This window comes from Endozoicomonas acroporae (assembly GCF_002864045.1).
GTDB lineage: Bacteria > Pseudomonadota > Gammaproteobacteria > Pseudomonadales > Endozoicomonadaceae > Endozoicomonas > Endozoicomonas acroporae.
Genome location: NZ_PJPV01000133.1, coordinates 1 through 20,951, shown reverse-complemented (window position 1 = coordinate 20,951; position 20,951 = coordinate 1). Strand labels below are relative to the sequence as shown.

The 20,951-nt window shown below is 48.9% G+C and carries 20 protein-coding genes; 9 read left to right on the top strand and 11 right to left on the bottom strand.

Going from position 1 to position 20,951, the window contains the following annotated elements:
- Nucleotides 1–135 precede the first annotated feature (135 nt).
- The gene (locus CX664_RS18380; protein WP_101748135.1) at nucleotides 136–1,362 is read left to right on the top strand and encodes a sterol desaturase family protein; all 1,227 of its coding nucleotides are present in this window, start codon (nucleotides 136–138) and stop codon (nucleotides 1,360–1,362) included.
- 364 nt (nucleotides 1,363–1,726) lie between these two features.
- Nucleotides 1,727–2,215 carry a hypothetical protein gene (locus tag CX664_RS18375; RefSeq protein ID WP_101748134.1) on the top strand — a complete coding sequence of 163 codons (489 nt, stop codon included), beginning with the start codon at nucleotides 1,727–1,729 and terminating at the stop codon, nucleotides 2,213–2,215.
- Here CX664_RS18375 and CX664_RS18370 read toward each other — a convergent pair.
- Together CX664_RS18370 and CX664_RS18365 are read right to left on the bottom strand one after the other, a co-directional pair.
- A complete protein-coding gene (locus CX664_RS18370) occupies nucleotides 2,210–2,938 on the bottom strand; it encodes a hypothetical protein (protein WP_101748133.1) in 729 nt (242 codons plus the stop codon). The two genes, CX664_RS18375 and CX664_RS18370, sit on opposite strands and share 6 nt — an antisense overlap.
- A 38-nt stretch (nucleotides 2,939–2,976) precedes the next feature.
- Nucleotides 2,977–5,115: an FAD-dependent oxidoreductase gene (locus CX664_RS18365; RefSeq protein WP_101748132.1), complete on the bottom strand. Its 2,139-nt coding sequence runs from the start codon at nucleotides 5,113–5,115 to the stop codon at nucleotides 2,977–2,979.
- A 156-nt stretch (nucleotides 5,116–5,271) separates the two neighbouring features.
- Between CX664_RS18365 and hemB the strand changes: the two genes are divergently transcribed.
- The 3 genes from hemB (at nucleotide 5,272) to CX664_RS18350 (ending at nucleotide 9,635) form a co-directional block, all read left to right on the top strand.
- Nucleotides 5,272–6,279: a porphobilinogen synthase gene (gene hemB / locus CX664_RS18360; RefSeq protein WP_101748131.1), complete on the top strand. Its 1,008-nt coding sequence runs from the start codon at nucleotides 5,272–5,274 to the stop codon at nucleotides 6,277–6,279.
- Nucleotides 6,280–6,505: 226 nt separating this feature from the next.
- A complete protein-coding gene (gene ppk1, locus CX664_RS18355) occupies nucleotides 6,506–8,695 on the top strand; it encodes a polyphosphate kinase 1 (protein ID WP_101748130.1) in 2,190 nt (729 codons plus the stop codon).
- 304 nt (nucleotides 8,696–8,999) lie between these two features.
- Nucleotides 9,000–9,635: a hypothetical protein gene (locus CX664_RS18350; protein ID WP_101748129.1), complete on the top strand. Its 636-nt coding sequence runs from the start codon at nucleotides 9,000–9,002 to the stop codon at nucleotides 9,633–9,635.
- 237 nt (nucleotides 9,636–9,872) lie between these two features.
- Here CX664_RS18350 and CX664_RS18345 read toward each other — a convergent pair whose 3' ends face one another.
- The gene (locus tag CX664_RS18345) at nucleotides 9,873–10,673 is read right to left on the bottom strand and encodes a carbon-nitrogen hydrolase family protein (RefSeq protein ID WP_101748128.1); all 801 of its coding nucleotides are present in this window, start codon (nucleotides 10,671–10,673) and stop codon (nucleotides 9,873–9,875) included.
- 83 nt (nucleotides 10,674–10,756) lie between these two features.
- Between CX664_RS18345 and CX664_RS18340 the strand changes: the two genes are divergently transcribed.
- Both CX664_RS18340 and CX664_RS18335 read left to right on the top strand, forming a co-directional pair.
- On the top strand, nucleotides 10,757–11,542 hold the full coding sequence (locus CX664_RS18340) for an NRDE family protein (protein WP_101748127.1): 786 nt from the start codon (nucleotides 10,757–10,759) through the stop codon (nucleotides 11,540–11,542).
- 41 nt (nucleotides 11,543–11,583) lie between these two features.
- Nucleotides 11,584–12,009, top strand: a complete 426-nt coding sequence (locus tag CX664_RS18335; RefSeq protein ID WP_101748126.1) for a hypothetical protein — start codon at nucleotides 11,584–11,586, stop codon at nucleotides 12,007–12,009.
- 104 nt (nucleotides 12,010–12,113) lie between these two features.
- Here CX664_RS18335 and ruvX read toward each other — a convergent pair whose 3' ends face one another.
- From ruvX to gshB, 4 genes are all read right to left on the bottom strand, one after another.
- On the bottom strand, nucleotides 12,114–12,563 hold the full coding sequence (ruvX, locus tag CX664_RS18330) for a Holliday junction resolvase RuvX (RefSeq protein ID WP_101748125.1): 450 nt from the start codon (nucleotides 12,561–12,563) through the stop codon (nucleotides 12,114–12,116).
- Nucleotides 12,564–12,581: 18 nt separating this feature from the next.
- Complete coding sequence (locus CX664_RS18325) at nucleotides 12,582–13,154, bottom strand: YqgE/AlgH family protein (protein WP_101748124.1); 573 nt, start codon at nucleotides 13,152–13,154, stop codon at nucleotides 12,582–12,584.
- Between the two features lie 73 nt (nucleotides 13,155–13,227).
- The gene (locus CX664_RS18320; RefSeq protein WP_101748123.1) at nucleotides 13,228–14,118 is read right to left on the bottom strand and encodes an energy transducer TonB; all 891 of its coding nucleotides are present in this window, start codon (nucleotides 14,116–14,118) and stop codon (nucleotides 13,228–13,230) included.
- Nucleotides 14,119–14,279: 161 nt separating this feature from the next.
- On the bottom strand, nucleotides 14,280–15,212 hold the full coding sequence (gene gshB / locus CX664_RS18315) for a glutathione synthase (RefSeq protein ID WP_101748165.1): 933 nt from the start codon (nucleotides 15,210–15,212) through the stop codon (nucleotides 14,280–14,282).
- 645 nt (nucleotides 15,213–15,857) lie between these two features.
- On the opposite strand from gshB, the gene traF reads away from it, so the two are divergent.
- Nucleotides 15,858–17,018, top strand: coding sequence for a conjugal transfer protein TraF (gene traF, locus CX664_RS18310; RefSeq protein ID WP_101748122.1), 1,161 nt, complete (start codon nucleotides 15,858–15,860; stop codon nucleotides 17,016–17,018).
- 112 nt (nucleotides 17,019–17,130) lie between these two features.
- Here traF and CX664_RS18305 read toward each other — a convergent pair whose 3' ends face one another.
- Together CX664_RS18305 and CX664_RS18300 are read right to left on the bottom strand one after the other, a co-directional pair.
- Nucleotides 17,131–17,919: a hypothetical protein gene (locus tag CX664_RS18305; RefSeq protein ID WP_146000133.1), complete on the bottom strand. Its 789-nt coding sequence runs from the start codon at nucleotides 17,917–17,919 to the stop codon at nucleotides 17,131–17,133.
- A gap of 66 nt (nucleotides 17,920–17,985) precedes the next feature.
- Nucleotides 17,986–18,201, bottom strand: coding sequence for a hypothetical protein (locus tag CX664_RS18300; RefSeq protein ID WP_101748120.1), 216 nt, complete (start codon nucleotides 18,199–18,201; stop codon nucleotides 17,986–17,988).
- Nucleotides 18,202–18,622: 421 nt separating this feature from the next.
- Here CX664_RS18300 and CX664_RS18290 point away from each other — a divergent pair, with 421 nt between their 5' ends.
- Entirely contained in the window at nucleotides 18,623–19,762 is a 1,140-nt protein-coding gene (locus CX664_RS18290) for a hypothetical protein (RefSeq protein WP_146000132.1), read from the top strand.
- Here CX664_RS18290 and CX664_RS27560 read toward each other — a convergent pair.
- Both CX664_RS27560 and CX664_RS27555 read right to left on the bottom strand, forming a co-directional pair.
- Nucleotides 19,755–20,039: a phosphatidylserine decarboxylase gene (locus CX664_RS27560; protein WP_244910690.1), complete on the bottom strand. Its 285-nt coding sequence runs from the start codon at nucleotides 20,037–20,039 to the stop codon at nucleotides 19,755–19,757. The two genes, CX664_RS18290 and CX664_RS27560, sit on opposite strands and share 8 nt — an antisense overlap.
- Nucleotides 20,032–20,292 carry a phosphatidylserine decarboxylase gene (locus CX664_RS27555; protein ID WP_244910689.1) on the bottom strand — a complete coding sequence of 87 codons (261 nt, stop codon included), beginning with the start codon at nucleotides 20,290–20,292 and terminating at the stop codon, nucleotides 20,032–20,034. The genes CX664_RS27560 and CX664_RS27555 overlap by 8 nt, the downstream gene beginning before the upstream one ends.
- Nucleotides 20,293–20,951 lie beyond the last annotated feature (659 nt).

The window sequence follows — 20,951 nt, the reverse complement described above, 5'->3', positions numbered from 1 at the left end:
GCCAGCAAGAGGCTAATTCTGGTTCCAATCTAAAATCCAGGCAGCATAAGACGTGTTCAATTGATGAAAAACCATGCTTTTCGTTGGGACTCATGTTAAAAACAAGCCTATAACAACAATAATCAGGCTCGCCCCATGAATCCGATTGTGTACGCCATACCAATCTTCTTGCTGATGATCCTTATTGAAGTGATCGCCACCATCATTCGCAAGAAGGATTACTATCGAATTAACGATGCCATAAACAGCCTGAGTACGGGGATGCTTAACGTCACCACGGGTGTTATTTTCAAACTGGGTATTTATACCCTTATTTATAATCATGCAGCGCTCCTGTCACTGGATAGCAACGCCCTCTGGGTATGGGTCCTTGGGTTTGTCTTGCAGGATTTTTTCTATTACTGGAATCATCGCAAAGGCCATGAAATCAACCTGCTCTGGGCCGCCCACTCGGTGCATCACCAGAGTGAGGAATACAATCTGACCACGGCTCTGCGCCAGACCAGCACCGGCTTTCTGTTCTCATGGGTGTTCTACGTGCCCATGGCCATTCTTGGCATCCCACCTTATGTCTTTTTGACGGTAAGCCTGATGAATCTGCTTTATCAATATTGGGTGCATACCCGCCATATTCCAAAGCTTGGCTGGTTTGAACGGCTGTTTGTTACCCCCTCAAACCATCGGGTGCACCATGCCAAAAACCGGAAGTATCTGGATAAAAATTATGGCGGGGTATTTATTATCTGGGACCGACTGTTTGGCACATTTATCGAAGAAGATGAAAACTATGAGCCCATTCGCTACGGCACGCTAACACCTCTGAGAAGCTGGAACCCGGTGTGGGCAAACCTGCATCTTTATACCGGGATGTTCAGGGATGCCTTTAATACCAAAAGCTGGAAAGACAAACTCACACTCTGGTTCAGACGCACAGGCTATCGACCTGCAGACATCGCCTCACCGATGAAGATGCCGGATATTCACGGCTATAAGAACTATAACCCTGACGTCAGCATGGGCTTGAAAGTCTATGCACTGATCCACTTTGCCATGCTTGTGCTGGCAACCACGGTATTGTTAGCCATCAGCCACAACACGCCTTACGGCTTCAATGCACTCTGGACATTTGTTCTTGCACTGAACCTGATCGGTATTGGCTGGTTGCTGGAAAAATTCACCGGATTGATCGTTATTGAAGCCATACGCTTTGTATTTACCGGGGCAACCATCGTTGTATCCAATGGTATATGGATTGATCTGATGCCAGACTGGACCTGGCAGTTTGTTTTAGTTAGCGGAGTTATGTCACTGCTGGTGCTGAAAACCAGTGGCATTGCCAGCCCTTCTACCTATTCTAAGTAGTTGGCCGAATGGAATCGTATTTTCTGGCTAAGTGGGCAGTTACTATGCAAGGCACAACGTAGGGAGCATAGCCGTAGCTATGTGACCGTAGTTGTAACGCCGCAGAGTGACTGTCCACTTAGTCAGAAAATACGATTTCATTTGGTTAACTACTTATGATCCCGGACCCGACTGAAGCCCAGCTTTAATCTTTATTACCCACAGAACACTTATGCCTCCAGGCCTGTCCTGGCAGGGGGGCATATGGAACTTACTTGGCCGTACACAGTCTAAGTTGAAGGGCTGCGTTCTCGTAAAAATCTCCCCCTGACAAGGTCTTTTGATATTAGAGGGCAAATTATTGGAATTTATAGGAATTTAAATAATGATTAACAACACAATTGAAAATATTACTCATTATGTTAAGGCGGCAATTAAACTGCCACTTAACATTGTGCGTTGGTTTTGTGGAAGAGTGGTGGCCATTGCCCACAATATTTCCAACTTCCTGTCAAAACGATCAGACCAAAATGACAGTTCTGACGTGCAGCAAAAGGATATTTCAGACCGTACTGTTTCTTCAACCCACTCTCAGCCTGGTTACCATGTAAAGGAGACCGTAACTACTGCAGTTTTTCCTTTTGGCAACCTGGAAAAAATACTGGATTGTCATAGCAGCGACTTTGAATCTGCCGAAGCATTTGCCCAGGAAAAAACGAGGCTTCTGCAGGAAGCGAAGTGGCTTCACATAAAGTGGAATGAGACTGACATGTTATGCCTGAAAATAACCACTAAAACGAATGCTGAAGGGAAACGGGTTACTTGTAGTTTGACCAAAGAAGTTGATCGAACCAACAGCAGAAACCCGTCATGACCGTTGATTCTGCCCATACAGCCGATATGCTTCCAGGGCTGATGCCTCATCCACCAGCATTTTCTCAAATTGCCTCAGCTCCCCGGCCAGGGGAGAAGACGCCTTAGGTGCCTGTAGCTCAATTTTCAGATCATTTTCATGAATGATGGATAGCTTGAGATAGTGAACGGCTTCGACGTAAGCTTCATCCGCCTGCCTGAAGTCACTGGCAACGTCTGCGGCAACACAGTCCTTGAGACAGTCAACCACCCGAGCTCGCTCTTCAGTCACCTTGGACTGCCCACGGCCCTCCAGCAGATCCAGCCAGAGCTGTGACTGCTCACAATCCAGCTGTAGCTTGCGCAACGCCTGATCACAGGCACCCTCAGCCTTGCCTTCTCCCAGGCGCTGCCAGGCCATTTGATTCTTCTGCTGGACCAGCGCAATCATCGTTCCAATCTTTTTCTGTTTATCAACGGGTTTGAGGCGGGAGAGCATCTTATAGACAGAGGTTGGCAGAAAGTTTTTGATTCTTGCCAGAAGGCTGTTGTTATTGGTTTTGAGACTCTTTCGGGAAGTAGGCTCAGCCAGCATAACACTTCGGTTCTTGAGGATTTTTTTCAGCTCTTTGAAGATTTTCTTATCTTCGCTGATGGCAGCCGACGCTAACCTTGGGCTGTTATTTACAGAATCCTTTGAGGGATCCTCTGTCGGGCCACCATCAGACGGGTCCGGGTCACTCATTAAACATCCTTATGTTTATAATAACCCCTTAATGATAGTCAATGGCGCATCCATGCGTGGTATTTTTCCACCAGCGACAATACCCCCTGGGGTGCATGGGCTTTTTTCCACTCACCCGCAGCGTATTTGTTGGCTTCGCTCAGTGTCGGGTAGATATGAATAGTCCCCAGGATTTTATTAAGACCCAGACCGTGTTTCATGGCACTGATATACTCCGTAATCAGCTCACCGGCATGATAACCAACAATGGTGACTCCCAGGATCTTATCCTTGCCCGGCACGGTCAGCACTTTCACAAAGCCCCGTGCCTCTTCATCCGCTATGGCTCGATCCAGGTCATCAATACCGTACTTGGTCACTTCATAGGCAATGCCCTGTTCCCGGGCCTCCTGCTCATTCAAACCCACTCTGGCCACTTCCGGATCGGTAAAGGTACACCAGGGAATTACTGAGTAATCCACTTTGAATTTTTTGAAGCGGCCAAACAGTGCATTCACCGCACAATACCAGGCCTGATGTGCCGCCGTATGGGTAAACTGGTAAGGTCCTGCAACATCGCCACAGGCGTAGATATTGGGGTAACGGGTCTGCATGTAATCATTAACCTCAATGGTTCCCCGCTCAGTTAACTCGATACCCAGCGCTTCAAGGCCAAGATTTGCCGTATTGGCTTTGCGACCCGTGGCAAACAGGGCGATATCAAAGTCAATTTCTACGCTCTGACCGGCAAACTCCGCTGCCAGAAATTGACGCTCGACGCCGGTGTCCGGGTCCGGCAACTTATGGAACGATCGGGCTTGGTGTTTCAGCCTCAGGTCGACGCCATCCTGAATAAACTGATCCATCACCAGTTTTGAAACATCGTCATCTTCACGATGCAACAGCCGGGCTCCGTGATCCACCTGAATAACCTGAACCCCCAGTCTGGTGAAGGCCTGAGTCAGTTCACAGCCAATAGGGCCACCGCCAATCACCAGCATGCGGCCGGGCTTCTTGCGCAAGCCCCAAATGGTGTCCGATGTGTAGTATTCAATTTGTTCAAGACCCGGCAGAGGTGGCACATAGGGACGACCACCACTGGCAATGACAATATTTCGGGACGTGATTCTTTGACCGTCCACTGCTACTTCCCAGGGGCTGATCAGCTGCGCGGAGCCACTGATACAGTTAACCCCCAGACCGGAATAACGCTCCACAGAATCGTGGGGCTCAACCTTGTCAACAACTCCCTGAACCCTCTCCATCACTTTGGCGAAATTAACCTGCCCGGACGCATGTTCAATACCGAACTCATCGGCCCGCTTCAGGTAATGGGCCATTTTGGCGGAGCGAATCAGGGCTTTGCTGGGCACACACCCGGTATTCAGGCAATCGCCCCCCATTTTATGCTTTTCAATCAGTGATACTTTGGCCTTAACCGCCGCAGCAATATAGCTGCTGACAAGACCGGCAGAACCGGCGCCAATCACGGTCAGGTTATTATCAAACTGTGCAGGCTGCGGGTAGCTGCGATATAAACGACGACGTCTCAACCACTCCATCGCCATTCTGGCAATCCAGGGGAAAATACCCAGAAGCACAAATGAAGCGATCAATGGTGGCGTTAAAATCCCTTCAAGAGACAGCTCCTCCACCAGGCCAAGCTGGGCACCGGCATTGACGAAAACCGCCGTGCCCGGGAGCATTCCCAGCTGACTGACCAGGCTGAAGGTCAGGACCCGCATGGAGGTCAGCCCCATCACCAGGTTGATCACAAAGAACGGCACCGCCGGAATCAGTCTAAGCGTTGCCAGATAAAAGGCTCCGTCCTTGTTCACGCCGTTGTTAATGGTCTCCAGATAACCGGAAAACTTTTGCGCTACCCAGTCTCTTAATAAGGTTCTGGAAAACAGAAAAGCCAGAGTGGCTCCCAGGGTGCTGGCAAAAGAGACCAGCAACACACCATGAAACAGGCCAAAAATGGCCCCCGCCACCACCGTCAGCACTGCCGCTCCCGGCAGTGACAGGCCGGTTACCGCCACGTAGATGATAAAGAAAGCAACAGCCGTCAGTACCGGATCATCACGATAAAGGCCCTGGAAGAAATCACGGGTCAGGTATTGCTGACCGTCCAGGGCGTAAAATGCACCAATTGCTGCGGCCAGCACTGTCAGCAAAAGCCATTTCTTGTTATTCATAACACCTTCCAGTAGCTACAAACATCTGTTTGATACGACAATCCCTGCAAAATCATACGTTTTTTCCCGTATAATGCCAGCCATTATTGTCAAATCAGAAACTGTGGCTGTTTGGCCTGTTGATGCTTCGTTGCGACCTCAAAAGGATAAAGAAGTATGATTCATCGCCCCTTTCCTGCTGCCCGCCCAAGACGGATGCGCTACAACGACTTCTCCCGCCGTTTGATGCGCGAAAGTCAGCTTTCCGTGGACAACCTGATTTATCCACTGTTTATTGTGGACGGTCATCAGCAGCGCCAGGCCGTTGCATCCATGCCCGGTGTTGAACGCCTCAGCATTGATTTACTGCTTGAGGAAGCCGCTGAGCTGGTGGCGCTGGGCATTCCGGCCATTGCCCTGTTTCCGGTGACACCCGCTGACAGGAAGTCCGAGCTGGCGGAAGAAGCCTGGAACCCGGAGGGCCTTGCCCAGCGCGCGGTTCGAGCGCTGAAAAACCAGTTCCCGGAGCTGGGTGTGATTACCGATGTCGCGCTGGATCCCTTTACTTCCCACGGTCTTGATGGCCTGACCAATAAAGAGGGTTATGTGGTCAATGATGAAACGGTTGAGGCCCTTGTCCGTCAGGCCCTGTCCCACGCCGAAGCCGGCGCAGACATTGTGGCCCCGTCAGACATGATGGATGGCCGGATTGGTGCCATCCGCCAGCGCCTGGAAGAAGAAGGTCATATCAATACCCGCATTCTGGCCTACTCGGCCAAATATGCTTCCAATTACTATGGCCCGTTCCGGGATGCGGTGGACTCAGCCGGTAATCTCGGCAAAAGCAATAAGTTCAGTTTTCAGATGGACTTTGCCAACAGTGATGAGGCAATCCACGAGGTGGCTGCCGACCTGGCAGAAGGTGCCGATATGGTGATGGTAAAACCAGGCATGCCCTATCTGGATATTGTTCGCCGGGTTAAGGATGAATTCAAGGTACCGGTCTTTGCCTACCAGGTCAGTGGTGAATACGCCATGCACAAAGCGGCGGCGGCCAATGGCTGGCTTAATGGCGATGCCGTGATACTGGAATCCCTGATGTGTTTTCGCAGGGCCGGAGCGGATGCCATTCTGACCTACTTTGCCAAGGATGCGGCGAGAGCGCTCTCTAAAATGAGCTCTTGATAAAAGCAGAATAAACGTTCATGCCGGGAGAGTAGTCTTTATTATTTCTGTTAGAATAAAATGAATAATGCGACATTCTCCCTGCCCTATTACTTCCGCTCCGAGAGTCGCCTGTTCACCGGGCCATTGGTTGAATCTCTGACATACGTCACTGACAGGATCCATGACAAAAGCCACTGAAACCGGTCATCATAAGCCAGTGCTATTTTGCTGAGAAAGAGGTCGTATGGATAACCCCCAACAGTCGGATGTTCAGGAACCCCGGGCCCAATCATCTGAGCTTGCCGAGCCAATGGCCAGCAAGCCCCCAAAGGTCAGTGATTATCAGAACCCTGACTATTACATTAATCGTGAACTCAGCCATCTGGCGTTTAATTTCCGGGTGCTGCAGCAGGCGTTAAACGAAGAGTACCCGCTGCTGGAGCGCTTCCGGTTTCTGCTGATTTTCAGCTCCAACCTCGATGAATATTTCGAAATCCGGGTCGCGGGCCTGATGCAGCAGATCGACTTCTCCCGTGAGCAGGTGGGCCTCGATGGTATGGGACCACAGCAGGTCCTGAAAGAGATCAGCCAGAAGGCCAAAGAATACGTTGATCTGCAATACCAGATATTGAATGAAAGCCTGTTACCTTCTCTGAGAAAAGAGGGTATTCGCTTTCTGCGCCGTAATGAGCTGACGGAAAAGCAGCAGGCATGGATCAAGCGCTTCTTCTACCATGAAGTGATGCCCATTATCAGCCCTATCGGGCTGGACCCTGCCCACCCGTTCCCAAGGCTGGCAAACAAACTGCTTTGCTTTATTGTCTCCCTGGAAGGCAAAGATGCTTTTGGCCGTGATACCGGTATGGCCATTATCCCGGCACCCCGGTCGTTACCACGCATCGTCAAAATGCCTGAAGATATCTGTGATGGCCGGGAGAATGATTATGTATTTCTCTCTTCGATTATCCATCGCCATGTCAGCGACCTGTTCCCCGGCATGGATATCAAAGGCTGTTATCAGTTCCGACTGACCCGTAACAGTGACCTGGACCTTGAAGATGAGGTTGAAGACCTGGCCAAGGCACTGCAGGGCGAACTGCTCTCCCGTCGCTACGGTAAAGCGGTACGGCTTGAGGTAGCCGACAACTGCCCACAACCGCTGGTGGATTTTCTACTCAATGAATTCGGTTTGACCAATGAAGACGTTTACCAGGTCAGTGGACCGGTCAACCTGACTCGCATGATGTCCATCTGCGACACCAATGACAAACCGGATCTGGTCTTCCCGCCGTTTACCCCCGGCTACCCGAAAGGTCTGCACAGTAAACGGAAGCACAGCAACAACGTGCTGGATCTGGTGGCCAAACAGGACATCCTGCTCCATCACCCCTTTGAGTCATTCACCCCGGTGGTGGATATGCTCCGTCAGGCCGCCAAAGACCCTGATGTGCTGGCCATTCGCCAGACGCTGTACCGCACCGGTGCTCACTCAGAAATGGTGGATGCCCTGGTAGAAGCCGCCCGGCAGGGTAAAGAGGTGACGGTTGTGGTAGAGATCCGTGCCCGGTTTGATGAAGAGGAAAACCTGGCCCTGGCCCGTCGCCTGCAGGAAGCAGGGGCCGTCGTCGTATACGGTGTCGTCGGCTATAAAACCCATGCCAAAATGATGTTGATTGTTCGTCGTGAAGGCCGGCATATTCAGCGCTATGCTCACCTTGGCACCGGTAACTATCACGCTGGCAATGCCCGTCTTTATACCGATTACAGCCTGCTGACCTGTGACAAGATACTGACCAACGACGTTCATAAAATCTTCCAGCAGCTGACCGGGATGGGACGTGCGGTTCGTGTCCGTAAGCTGTTCCATGCGCCTTTCACGCTGAAGAAGAGTCTGATTGATCTGATCAACCAGGAAACCAGTAACGCCAAAGAGGGAAAACAGGCCCGGATCATCATCAAAATCAACTCACTCACTGAGTCTCATATCATTAAGGCGTTGTTCAAAGCGTCTCAGGCCGGTGTTGAGGTGGATCTGATCGTTCGGGGCATCTGCTGCCTGAGGCCCGGCATCGAAGGGCTGTCGGAAAATATCCGCGTACGCTCCATTGTCGGACGGTTTCTTGAGCACACCCGTATCTACTATTTTGAAAATGGCGACGATGACGCACTGGTTTACTGTTCCAGTGCAGATGCCATGATCCGAAATCTGGACATGCGTATTGAGACCTGCTTCCCCATTGAAGACCCGAAACTGGCCGCTCGCATCAAAAAGGAATTGGACTACTACCTGTCCGATAACACCCGCAGCTGGCAACTGCAAAGTGACGGTGAGTATGAGAAAAACCGGCCAGTCCGGAGTCAGCGTCGACGTAATGCCCAGGAACGGTTGATGGATGCGTTGGCGATTATTGCTAACAAGCCGTCGACTGATTAAGGGACTGTCATTTGATAACTTTGACATTTTAGTAAGCGCTGCCCGCTTCCCGCCACCCGCTATCCGAAAAAGACAGGTCGCTTGTGCTTTTGCGGATAGCGAGCCAGGAATTTTTTATGTAATTGCCCCCCTCTCTGGTCGTAGTTCAGGACTTAACTCTACTTTATAGCCAATCTTCCCTTCATATTCTTTTATCACTGACAATTTTTAAGAAGTGTTTGAATTATTTCCTGAGAATTGACTCTATCTCTAAGCCACTGCGCTACACGACTGGGATATATCAATATTTTATGAGATTCCTGAAATGCACAACTTAAATTATCGAGCCGATGTCAATCAGAGTCGACCATCAAGGCTGGCTGACCTTGAGCAAAATTTTGATCAGAATGACGCCTCACAAAATAAAACCAGAGCGTTTTCCAGCCGCACATGTGTTGTTGCACTAGCTCTCGGTTCAGCAATAGCCACTATGGGAGCACTGTATTATTTGGCTAGCAACCAAAACAGTGTTCAACCGTCGTCATTAAGTGAACGATTAATTACTCCAGGATGCCTTAATACCGAGCAGTTCACCTATTTTACCGGCATACATCCCTTCAATGACAATGACAATGATATTTATTGCACTTACACTGATAAAACCCTGCCCGAACAGATGGCCGAATTAATCAATCACGGAATCATTAGCGTAATTGAGCACGCAGGAAACATAATTTACCATGGTGCAAAGAACACCTTTGAATGTATCAATCAAGGGCTTACCTGGCGACAGTATATTGATGAATCTGTGTGCGTTCGTATGGATGCAGATACTTGTAGCTCTCTTGGTGGATATACTTCTACAGGTGGCAGTATATGTTCGCCGACAATTAATCTTGAAAGTTCTGCCAGTAAATTATGCAGTAGAGATCTTGTGGAGCTGTGTAAATGGCAGAGCTAGTACATGGTTTCAATCAGTTTGACGTGTACGATCCCCGTTCACCCTGAGCGGAGTCGAAGGGTGCTTGGCACGATCTATCAGAGTCCGGAGTTTCCGCCCTTCGACAGGCTCAGGACGAACGGAGTGCGGAGGCACTACAACCCGTCAAACGCATTGAAACCATGTACTATGCGGCTGAGCGTTATTACCCGTACACCACGTTCACCCTGAGCGGAGTCGAAGGGTGCTTGGCACGATCTATCTGCGATGGTTTAAACAAGGCATTCGCCGACGAACTCTCGCCAGTTCATCCAGATCAAGTTCTGCCATAATCACCGCAGCCCCTTTTGCAGGGGCTTGTGCCAGAATATCCCCCCAGGGTGAAATGATCATACTGTGGCCATAGGTCTGTCGGCCATCAGGGTGGCTACCCGCCTGATTGGCTGCCAACACATAACATTGGTTTTCAATCGCCCTGGCTCTCAACAGCACTTCCCAATGGGCTGCACCGGTTACTTTTGTGAAGGCGGAAGGTACGGTTAATATGGTTGCTCCCTGCGCCACCAGAGTGCGAAATAACTCGGGAAAGCGAAGGTCATAACAAATTGACAGGCCAATCTTTGCCTCACCAATATCCACCAGCCCTGGCCCGGCTCCGGGGATAAAATCATCGGATTCTCTATACCGCCCTTTACTGTCAGATACCTCTACATCAAACAGGTGCATTTTGTTGTAGCAGGTGACTTCATCCCCTGCCGGGCTATAGACAAGACATGAGGCATGGTTGCGCCCGTCACTAATATCCGGGACAGGCACTGAACCGCCCACAAGCCAGCTACCCAATGTTCTGGCTGTTGATGCCATCCATTCCCTTATTTCATCCGCTTGCAGAGCCGCTTCAGCCTGGGGGCCTCCAAGCATGGCAAAGCATTCGGGTAATACAATAATGTCTATTTGCTGTTGTTGATAAGCCATTAACTGGCTGTCAATATCCGCAAGATTTTTTGCCACAACCCGGTCCGAGCAAACCTGAACCACCGCCGCCTTGAGTCTACTCATTATTATTTGCCTGTGCTTTTTCGCTGGATGGATGATAATTTATTTCTCGCGTGACTTCATAACACCACAAGATCGTCAACAACATGTGCCTTATAGTTTTTTCATGGCAGCCTGATGGCCAGTATCCACTGATTCTGGCGGCCAATCGAGATGAATTTTATCAACGCCCGACACAGGCAACCGACTTCTGGGGCGATTCGCCCGATGTCTTTGGAGGCCGGGACCTGGAAGCTGGCGGCAGCTGGTTGGCCATTAACAAAAATGGCCGCTTTGCTGCCGTTACCAACTACAGGGAAGTTCCCAGCCCTGCCGGTTTATATTCCAGGGGGGCGCTGGTGGCCAACTTTGTCACAGGTTCTCAGTCGGCATCTGACTATTTACAGTCGGTTCAGCAACAGAGTGATAAATGGTCAGGGTTCAATCTCCTGACTATGGATTCAACCGGCCTTTATTACTTGAGCAACCGCACAAAAGACCACATTATTGCTCCTCTTCCCCCCGGGATCTATGGTTTGAGCAACCACCTGCTGGACACACCATGGCCAAAGCTTATGAGAGCACGTACCGGCTTTACCAGGGCAATCAAAGAGTCCATCCCCCCCGGTAGCAAACATCTGATTGAACTGATGCACGATAATTATCAACCACCGGAGGAACAATTACCGGATACCGGGGTCAGTAAAGAGGTAGAGAAACTGATTTCCAGCTGCTTTATTGCCAGTAAAGAGTACGGTACCCGCAATACCAGCGTATTGATGATTGATCGCCACCATCAGCTGCAATGGGTGGAACAGGAGTACCTGCCGGAAGGCGCTGTCGGTGAACAGCGTCAGTTCAAATTCACACTGGAGCAGAATCAGCTAAGCTAGTACATCAATTGCAAGTTGCCCGATTGATCTAAGGATTTCCTATGCTTAACCGCTTTTGCCCGTTACTGCTTCTCTCTTTGTTGGCACTACCGATCAGTACCCTGGCTATCGATAACTGGATAGCCGTTGGTTCAGCGAAAGCCAGGGTCAGTGAAAATACCTTAACCATTTTTCCTCAGATGGAAGAGTCCTACAGCAAGCTTCGTTTCCATATATCCAATGGCGATATCATCTTGCGTCAAGCTCGTATCTATCTGGCTAAAGGTGAGGTATTTCATATCAACCTGCAAAAAACCATCCGAGGTAAAAGAAACGGTGATGAGGTACAGGATTACTCAAGGACAGTGCCACTGAGCAGTTCACAGCAGAGCCCCCTGGCGAAGATCAAGGTATTCTATAAATTCAAACAGCAGCAATTGGCAACCCAGCCGGTCATTGTTGAGTTGCTTGGTGTGCCTGTAACCTGATATGGGAATAAGCGCTTCCCGTAAAAGACAGATTACTTGCGCCTTTGCGGGAAGCGACCTTAACAAGCCTCAGTCAAATGCGGAACTTATTGCGAGACAATGTCTTAATGACTCATAAGATGTTCATTCTGAGGATCATTCAGCCAGGCTTCCAGGATAATCTGGGCGGCCATGGCATCCACCGGGTTTGATCCGTAATGCCCTTTATGGCCAAGCTTGCTGGCCCATTCTTTGGCCTCAAAAGACGTCAGTCGTTCATCCGCTGGATAAAATGGCAGGTTGAAGCGTCCATGAATCCGGTTACCAAACTTTCTGGCGCGGCGCGACATATCCGATTCTGAGCCATCCATATTCAATGGAATACCGACGACAATGGCATCGGGTTTCCACTCCATGATCAGGGCTTCAACCTGGCTCCAGTCCGGGATTCCATCTTTTGCTTTTAACGATGGCAGGGCGGAGGCGGTTCGGGTAATCACCTGCCCGGCCGCAACACCAATGTTACGGGTTCCGAAGTCAAAACCCAGTACGGTACTTAATTTCTTATCGGTCATTGCTTTTTCAAAAGAAGCCTATGCATGGCCAACCTGATCAGAAATCAGGTTGATATTGACACCCAGTGTACTGGCAGCGGCACTCAGTCTCAGGTGGTAAGGAGTATCGAAAACAATGGATGGATGAGCCTCACAGGTCAGCCAGACATTCTCGGAAATTTCCTTTTCCAGCTGGCCTGAGCCCCAGCCTGCATATCCAAGAGCCACCAGTGCCTGCCTGGGACCTTTGCCTTTTGCCATGGCCACCAGTACATCGGTTGATGTAGCCAGTTGCAGCCCTGGGCATATCTGCAAGCTGGCATCCCAGCTGGATTCCCCTGAATTCAGCACAAAACCCCTCTCCTGGGATACCGGGCCTCCAGAGTATACTGCGTGCTGACTCACGCCTGACTGCTCATGGTGATCAATGCCAATCTGTCGGAATATCTCGCTCATCGGCAGAGTGCTTGGTCGATTCACCACAATACCCAGGGCACCTTCCGGGCTGTGCTCACAGATAATGGTCAGCGTTTCAGCAAAAGAAGGGTCGGCCATGCCGGGCATGGCAATAAGAAAGTGGCTTTTGAAATTCTGGAAAGGGACACTGCTCATAGCGGCAGTATCAGGGTAAAGGGCATTTATGGCAAGTCTTGATACCTATATATTCCCGCAATACAACAGGCCTTTACTGACTGAACAGTCGGTCTCCGGGCTCAAAGCGCCAGGTACGGATGATTTCGACGATATCATAGCTCTTGAGCGTGTCGTCGAATGGGGCAAAGGGGGAAGCCATTCTGACAATGCGCACCGCAGCATCGTCCAGAACCCGATAACCCGATGAGTCCAGTATCTCAACATTGGACAATGTGCCATCCCGGTTGATGGCAACCATCAAGCGCAGCTCGCCATAGAGCTTCTGCTTACGTGCCTTTTCCGGGTAGTTGATGTTGCCCACCTTCTCAACCTTCCGCCGCCAGGACTCTTTGTAAAATGCCCCGGCTTCCTGCAGGGTTGAGGCCGCGGTCAGCCTTTTGATACGAGGACGTTTGGCAAACTCCTGGCGCTGCTGATGGAACTGAGCTTCAAGGCTGGCAATTTCATTTTTCAGGTCAATGTGCTTGCGTGGCGTGTCTTTTTCAACGGCAATGGGTTCCTGCTTTTCACGGTCATCGGTTGCCGAAACTTGCTGCTGGCTCTTTGCCCTGGTGGTAATACGGGTCTGTTCTGTCACGGTTTGCTCTGGTTGAGCCGCGGTTTGTGACTGTGGCTGGACTTCCTTGATGGTGTCTTCCTGAAACTGTGCCTGCTGATCACTGGAGGGTAATGCTTTTTCATCCAGAGTACCGCTGCCCTGTTGATTGATCTGGGCCAGGTAGTCGGCTTCTTTGGGTTTCTCTTTGCTTTGATAGCTGGCCAGAGTCACTTCCAGGGTTGGCGGAGGGGCAGGCTTGTCATTAAAGCTAAACGTTACGCCCAGCACGATCAGAACGTGCAGAACCCCCGCCATAAAAAGGGTAAAACCCAGACGGTCTGCCGTCGATACTGCTGCTGATGAAATGGTCGCTGGCTGAGTCATAGCTTTCTGATTACTGCTTTCCCTGGTAAAGCCCGATGGCAGAGCCGTCCTGATTACTACAATATAAGCCCTTCTATCAAAGGGCTCCCGGGAGGCTGACCGACTTAAGACTATAGGCAAGATTCTGCTGGAAAAAAACAGTCTATAGAATAATCGTCTGGTCAGGGCCTGGCCTTGAGTTTTTCCTCGATCTTATCCATCAACTGACCGGCGATATTGAGTTTAAACTGGTTGTCCAGCTCACGGATACAGGTCGGTGAGGTAACATTGATTTCTGTGAGGTAGTCGCCAATAACATCCAGCCCGACAAAGATCAGGCCTTTCTTGCGAAGCTCTGGCCCTACCTGACGGGCAATCCACAGATCCCGCTCACTCAGGGGGCGTCCCTCACCGCTACCTCCTGCGGCCAGGTTGCCCCGGAGTTCCCCGGCAGCAGGAATGCGCGCCAGGCAGTACGGGACGGGTTCCCCATCGATCATCAGGATGCGCTTGTCACCGGATTTAATATCCGGGATAAACTTTTGAATCATGGCCTGACGCTGGCCCATTTCCGTCAGGGTTTCCAGGATCACGCTTAAGTTCGGATCATCTGGCTGGGTCCGGAAAATAGAACTGCCGCCCATGCCATCCAACGGCTTCAGCACCACTTCACCATGTTCGGCCGCAAACTCTTTCAGCAGCCTTGGACTGCGGGAAACCATCACCGGAGGCGTGCACTGTGGAAACAGTGTGGCAAACATTTTTTCGTTGCAGTCACGAATACTGCGGGGGTTATTCACAATCAGAGTACCTGCCGCCTGAGCCTGCTCCAGCAGGTAAGTGCTGTAAATGAACTCCATATCAAAGGGCGGGTCCTTGCGCATCAGGATGACATCCAGTGCATCCAGCGGCATCTCCCGGCGCTCATCCAGTACAAACCAGTTTTCAGGATCAGCATTGACGGTTAACGGCTTAACGCTGCCCATGGCAATACCTTCTTTCTGATAAAGGTCGGCCTGTTCCATGTAAAACAGCTGCCAGCCTTTCTGACTGGCCGCCAGCAGCATGGCAAGGGAGCTGTCTTTTTTGTAATTGATGGAGGCTATAGGATCCATCACAATGCCGAGTTTCAACGCTTTCACAATATATACCTTTTATACTATCCAGCAGGATTCAGGTTAACTTCTCTATTTCCAAACATCAGAACATAAAGACATTGCGTTTCAGTGTCTGCTGAGCGTTATTGCTATGAACTTTTTGGCGAGTTGTATGTCAGACAAGCAACGAAAAATAATCGAGTGGTACTGGCCGCTGATGGATTCACATATTGCTCAAAATATGCTGAACAGTCAATCACTGCGGCTGAGAGCTCCTTATTTACCGCATGAGCTAACCATTCTGCAAAATCTTATTATTGGTGATACAAAAATAAATAATATGGCCCACTTACCTTTTGACATCTTGCTATTTTACACGACATAGGATAATGCGTTGTTGATTCGTTTTATCGTATTAAAAGTGATGCAGATGTAATCAACATCATAAATTTACATTTTGAATCTATTACCAGAAGCCAGATCACTAAAGAAATATAAAAATCATTTTTATTGGTTGAGTACTAATGCTGTGTCGTTTTTATAAAAGACCAATGCCGGATCCATTGCTTTTATTCAACCATCAATAACCTGCCAATACTCTTTGTGCCGTGATAGTCTGGTAATAACGGACAACAATAAAACTAACAAAGCAGGGAGCATTTCATGAAACTTAACAAAATAGCCGTTGCGACCACAGCCGTCTTTCTCTCCGGAGCTGCTCAGGCGTTTGATGCCAAGACAATAGCTCAAGGTGGCGCTGGAGTGGCTGCCGGGGATTACACACAGCATATTCTCAACCCAGCGCATTTGGCGTCCTTTGATCAGGATGATGATCTTGGTGTGAATCTTGGTTTTGGCGTGCTTTTACAGGATAAAGATGATCTGGTCGACACAGCCGACAAAGCATCTGATGCCGTGAATGCACTTGGTGACCTGAATGGTGATTATCAGGCAAAGGCGCAACTGGCTCTGGACTCTTTAGATAACCTGGCCAATAAATACCTGAGCGTCGAAGCTGGAGGGAATGGATTTATTGCTATTCCGAACAGTGTTATGCCAGCAAGCCTGTATGTGAGCAGTGTGCTGAAAATGTCGGCAGGAGTTGGTGAGATTAGCACTGACGACAGGGATGATATACAAGATGCCATAACCAACGGTAATAGCAGTGCTGTAACGGTCGATGATCTGGAAACCCAGGTTGAAGCCAGCGCCGTAATGACTGTTGACGTTGGTATCGCTGTCGCCAATGAAGTAAGCACCGAATTGCCTGGCAAGTTGAATATTGGTGGAGTGCTCAAATACCAGCAAATAACATTGATCGACTACAGTGAGGCCGTTGCGGCATTCGATGATGATGCTCTGCTGGATACAGAGTCCAGTCACAGTAACTTCAATATCGACCTTGGAGCCGCCTATCAACTGAATAATATACTGTCTTTTGGTCTTACGGCGAAAAACCTGATTGGCAAAGCCTATAAGTCAAAATACTCAACCTCTGAGTATAAGGTAGAGCCTGAGTTAACGGCTGGTGTGGGTGTGGATTACGGTATCGCGTCCGTCATGGGTGACCTGCAGCTTACCTCGACCGGTGGCTACGGCGCTGTTCAGGAGAGTCGCTATGCAAGTCTGGGCATTACCCTGGACTTCTGGGAGCAAGCACGCCTCTCGGCTGGCTACCGGACTGACCTTGCAGATAATTCAGGGGATGTGCTGACAGCCGGTGTCGGCTTGTCGCCATTGGATTTGTTTGGCCTGAATGTGGCGGTTATGGTGGGCGAGGATAATACCTACGGCGGTGCGTTGCAATTCAGTGCAAAATTCTAAGCCAGGGCCGCAATTTACTATAACAACATGTGAAAGGATGAACCCGGGGAAATGCCACAGACGTACACGCTCGTGTAACTTCTGTGGCATTTTTGACAACTAATGAAATATATCAAGGCATAATTACAGCGGACGTTTGTATAAAACTACTCCTCCGTCGTTTAGGGGCAGGGCCGGTATTGTGGCGACCGGCGTCATTATCAGGCCCGGCGCGTTGCCTTTTGCGTCGTTTTGGCACCATTCGGTAAAAGACTCTCCCTTCATGGTCATCAGCCACCACCGCAAGCTCACGCTCATTAAGTATCTTAGCGCCGATACAGTCCGGTTGTTTGAGTATCTGTTCCAGCTCATATTGTCGCGGCGTACCAATGGCAGGCAAGATGCCCTTCTGTTGCAGTCGCCTGATCTCTGCCTTAAAAGCCCTGCCGGTAGCTGACGATAGCCATTTTGTTTCCAGGCTGGGCAGTTCCTCGGCAACGACAATAATCTTTTCCTTCAGGGTCATGGTGGGTAACCGAACTTGCCGCAGCTCCTGCTCATTGTGCAGCTTTCGGTAGGCACCGGCGAAGCCGATACCCGGGTCCCAGCAATCCGGTGCTCTAGTACTATCCTTGTGTCTGGAATGCTCCGCAAAGCAGGGCTGAACCCCGGCTTTTTGCGCGATAACGAGCCGCACCAGGTCATCCAGACTTTCGCGCAGGCACACATAAGGCTCGGGTGCCCGTTCAATCCGTAACCGTCGTTTATCGTTATCAACCGACAGGCCGTATTTACGTGAGAACGGGTTGACACCGGTGTGATGATGCCAGCCCCCGGTGATGCTGGCAAGATCAACCTTTTGCAATAATGGCTGATGCAGTAAATAACCATCAAGGCTGACATGGCCTGAGGAGCAAGCCACGAATAATGATTCATCCCGGCATTCCATTGTTTTCTCTTTCAATGTGGCAAAGTCGGTAATTTTTTTTTAAGCCAATATTTTATTTACATCAATAACACGTATAGTCAAGCCAAGGTTATGATAAAATGATGAAACCAGGGTGGCTGCTTCAGATTCACCATGGCATAAATATTCCGTATATTTTCTGGAGTTAATCCCGTTAGCATCTTCTACTGATGGCAGAGCATTGCCATCCGTTGCGGTATTAACCAGTTGAAAGTTTGCCTTAACAGGTAGAGACATAACAACACATACAATCTCGAATAATAATATTTTCTACTTATTGGAATTTGAAAAAGCAGATTAATTGGTTGATGCCTTGTCGGCAGGTTTGAGGCGGATGATAATTAGTTAAGTCAGAAAAGGCAATGAGTGGAGCTGTTTTAAAGGTGAACGTTAGTAATAAATTAGAATTTTAAATCATTCCAATTCCCAGATTTCATGAGGAAAGTAATGAATCTCCATACTATACTGTCTTTATTTGTGCATTTAAAGCCATCTGTACTTAGCACTCACTGATGTTTAATGGTTGTACAAAAGTAGAGGTGCTTCAATTATTTATCAGGATAAGTCACTAATATTTTCATTTGGTTGTACTTTTTGGTCCGGAATTGATTGGTCCAGAGCTGACTGATAATCAAATAACTCATTTGGTGGAATTGTTGTGGATATTCGAGCAAGCACATCCTCTCCGGCAGAGAATCATCAGGCCCCTGGTTCAGATAATAATTCTGCGAAGGTAAAAGGTTCAGACAATATATCAAGTCCTTCATATTTCTCAGGGAGAGACGTTGAAGTAACTGATCAAAAAAGACCGAGAGATTCCACATGCGATCTTCTACCACTCACTAAAATCGCTAAAGCAATGGCAGAAACTGACTTTTTGTCAGGAAAAATTGAGCCGTTACACGTTAAACAACATACGACAGTTTCTTTTCAATCCCCAATGTCATCTTCCGTTGTGTCAGGACAACCGTCACAAATCCCTGCCCGGAAAATGACCAGCCCTCACTCTTTATTGTTATCACCAAAGGAGTTGACCGATCAAATCAGGCTCAAGACCTATGAAGAGTTAAAGGCATGTAAAACCTTACCGGTATTTTATGTCGCCTACCCCAATAGAGCGGTCCGTTTAACTGAGTCAGCAAAACAACGTATGTATGACGATGGCCTCTCTATTGACGACGTGAAAAATGCTCTCCATCACACCACTGGTAAATCTGCGCTCAATCAAACACCTCACCTGAGTTTTGATCATCTTTATTACATCGCTAATCACAAGGTAATCGTTCATCTTATGAAATATGCCGAGGATAATATTTTTAAACCCACTGTATTTAAGCCAGGGATCGACGTGTTTGAATATTTCAATGAACCTAAACAACAATGGTTACCTGCCGAGGCAGAAAGGAGTATTGATTATCCTGAACCGTTAATCGACCCAAGATACATTCTGATGGAGGAAATTCAAAGTCATGAAGCAGGTGGATATACGGTTAAAACGGATGATGAAAAGTATTTAGCCGATAAAGTGGCCGAGTGCTTAACCGGAACTCTCGGCATTTTTTGGCATACCCTGCATAGCCCTGGGCCTGACAGCGAAAAAGTTGCCTTCCTTAGCGATTTGATCAATCCGGAAACGACGGCACCTTCCCGGGAGGATGATTTGGTCGAATGTAGAGGGGGGCAGAACACACGTCTTTCAGCAACTGAGTTCCTGACACGGATTCGTTACGCTCCCGGAGGTTCTGAATACCAGGCTCTATGTGATAAAAATCCCCACTATAAAGAAGGCACTATTTGATGTCAGGAGCATCGACCCGGGCCAGGGCCTCCCCCATCTTGATCGACAGGCCGGGTTGCCAGTTTTCCAGCCACTCAATCTGGTCTTTGCCAAAGAGCACAATCGCAGTGGACCCCAGTTTGAAGCGGCCCAGTTCATCACCACGGCTTAATTCAACCGACTGGCTCGCCTCACCATGGTAGTCTTTCGGGGAGAGGTAAATGGTGGCAAACTTTCCCCCCATAAATTCCTGCCCAAGCTCCAGATCACCACAGCAGTTCGACCAGACTTTAGTCATGGCCTTTGGCCTGAAATATTCTGCCGTTCTTGATATCCCCCATCTGACTGATGACACCATCGGCCGGGCTGACAATCATCTCCGGGTCTTCGGGTAAAGGACGGGCTCCCTCCTTTAATGACCGGGTAAAAAAGTCGTTGAAGTGACGGTACTCTTCAGCGCCTTCCCGTTTCGCTTCACTCATATTGACGTGGTAGCGATCGATAGCCCAGCGAATCAGGCCATTTGTGAACCATGGAATCTGGCATTCCACAAAACAGAATTGCAAAACAGAATTGGTGTCAGGTCTTTCTTTGTGCATTAAAGTAAGAAGTGTGGGGGCGGGTCTTTGTTTGTACATCAGTAGTTATGATAAACGACATTTGTTTTTCAAAAAGAAAAACCTGACCCCAGATTTCGTTCGCCTGCCTGACTGTGCCATGCCTGTATCGCCCACTCCCTGAAGCACTGACATGATCGTCGGTTGTTTATAATCATTACCGGATATCGTGTGTTTCCAACTTATACCAGCACCGCCTCTATCCATACCTGAATTCAGGATTTTAAAATTATTTCAATTACCAGATTTCATTTGGAAAGTAATGGAGCTCCATACTACACTATGATTTTTGATGCATTTGAAGCCATCTGCTCTTAGCATTTCCTGATATTTTCTGGCTGTCAAAAAGCAGAGGTGTTTTAATTTTTTGTCAGGATAAATTTCACATATTTACAATTGGTTGCGCTTTTTGGTCCAGAACTTACTAACAGTCAAACAACGTATTGGGTGGAATTGTTGTGGATATTCGAGCAAGCACATCCTCTCTGAAAGAGAGTCATCAGGCCCCTACTTCAGATAATAATCCTGCGGAGGTAAAAGGTTCAGAAGATATATCGTAACTATTCAGCACCCAGTAAAGGCATATTACTGTA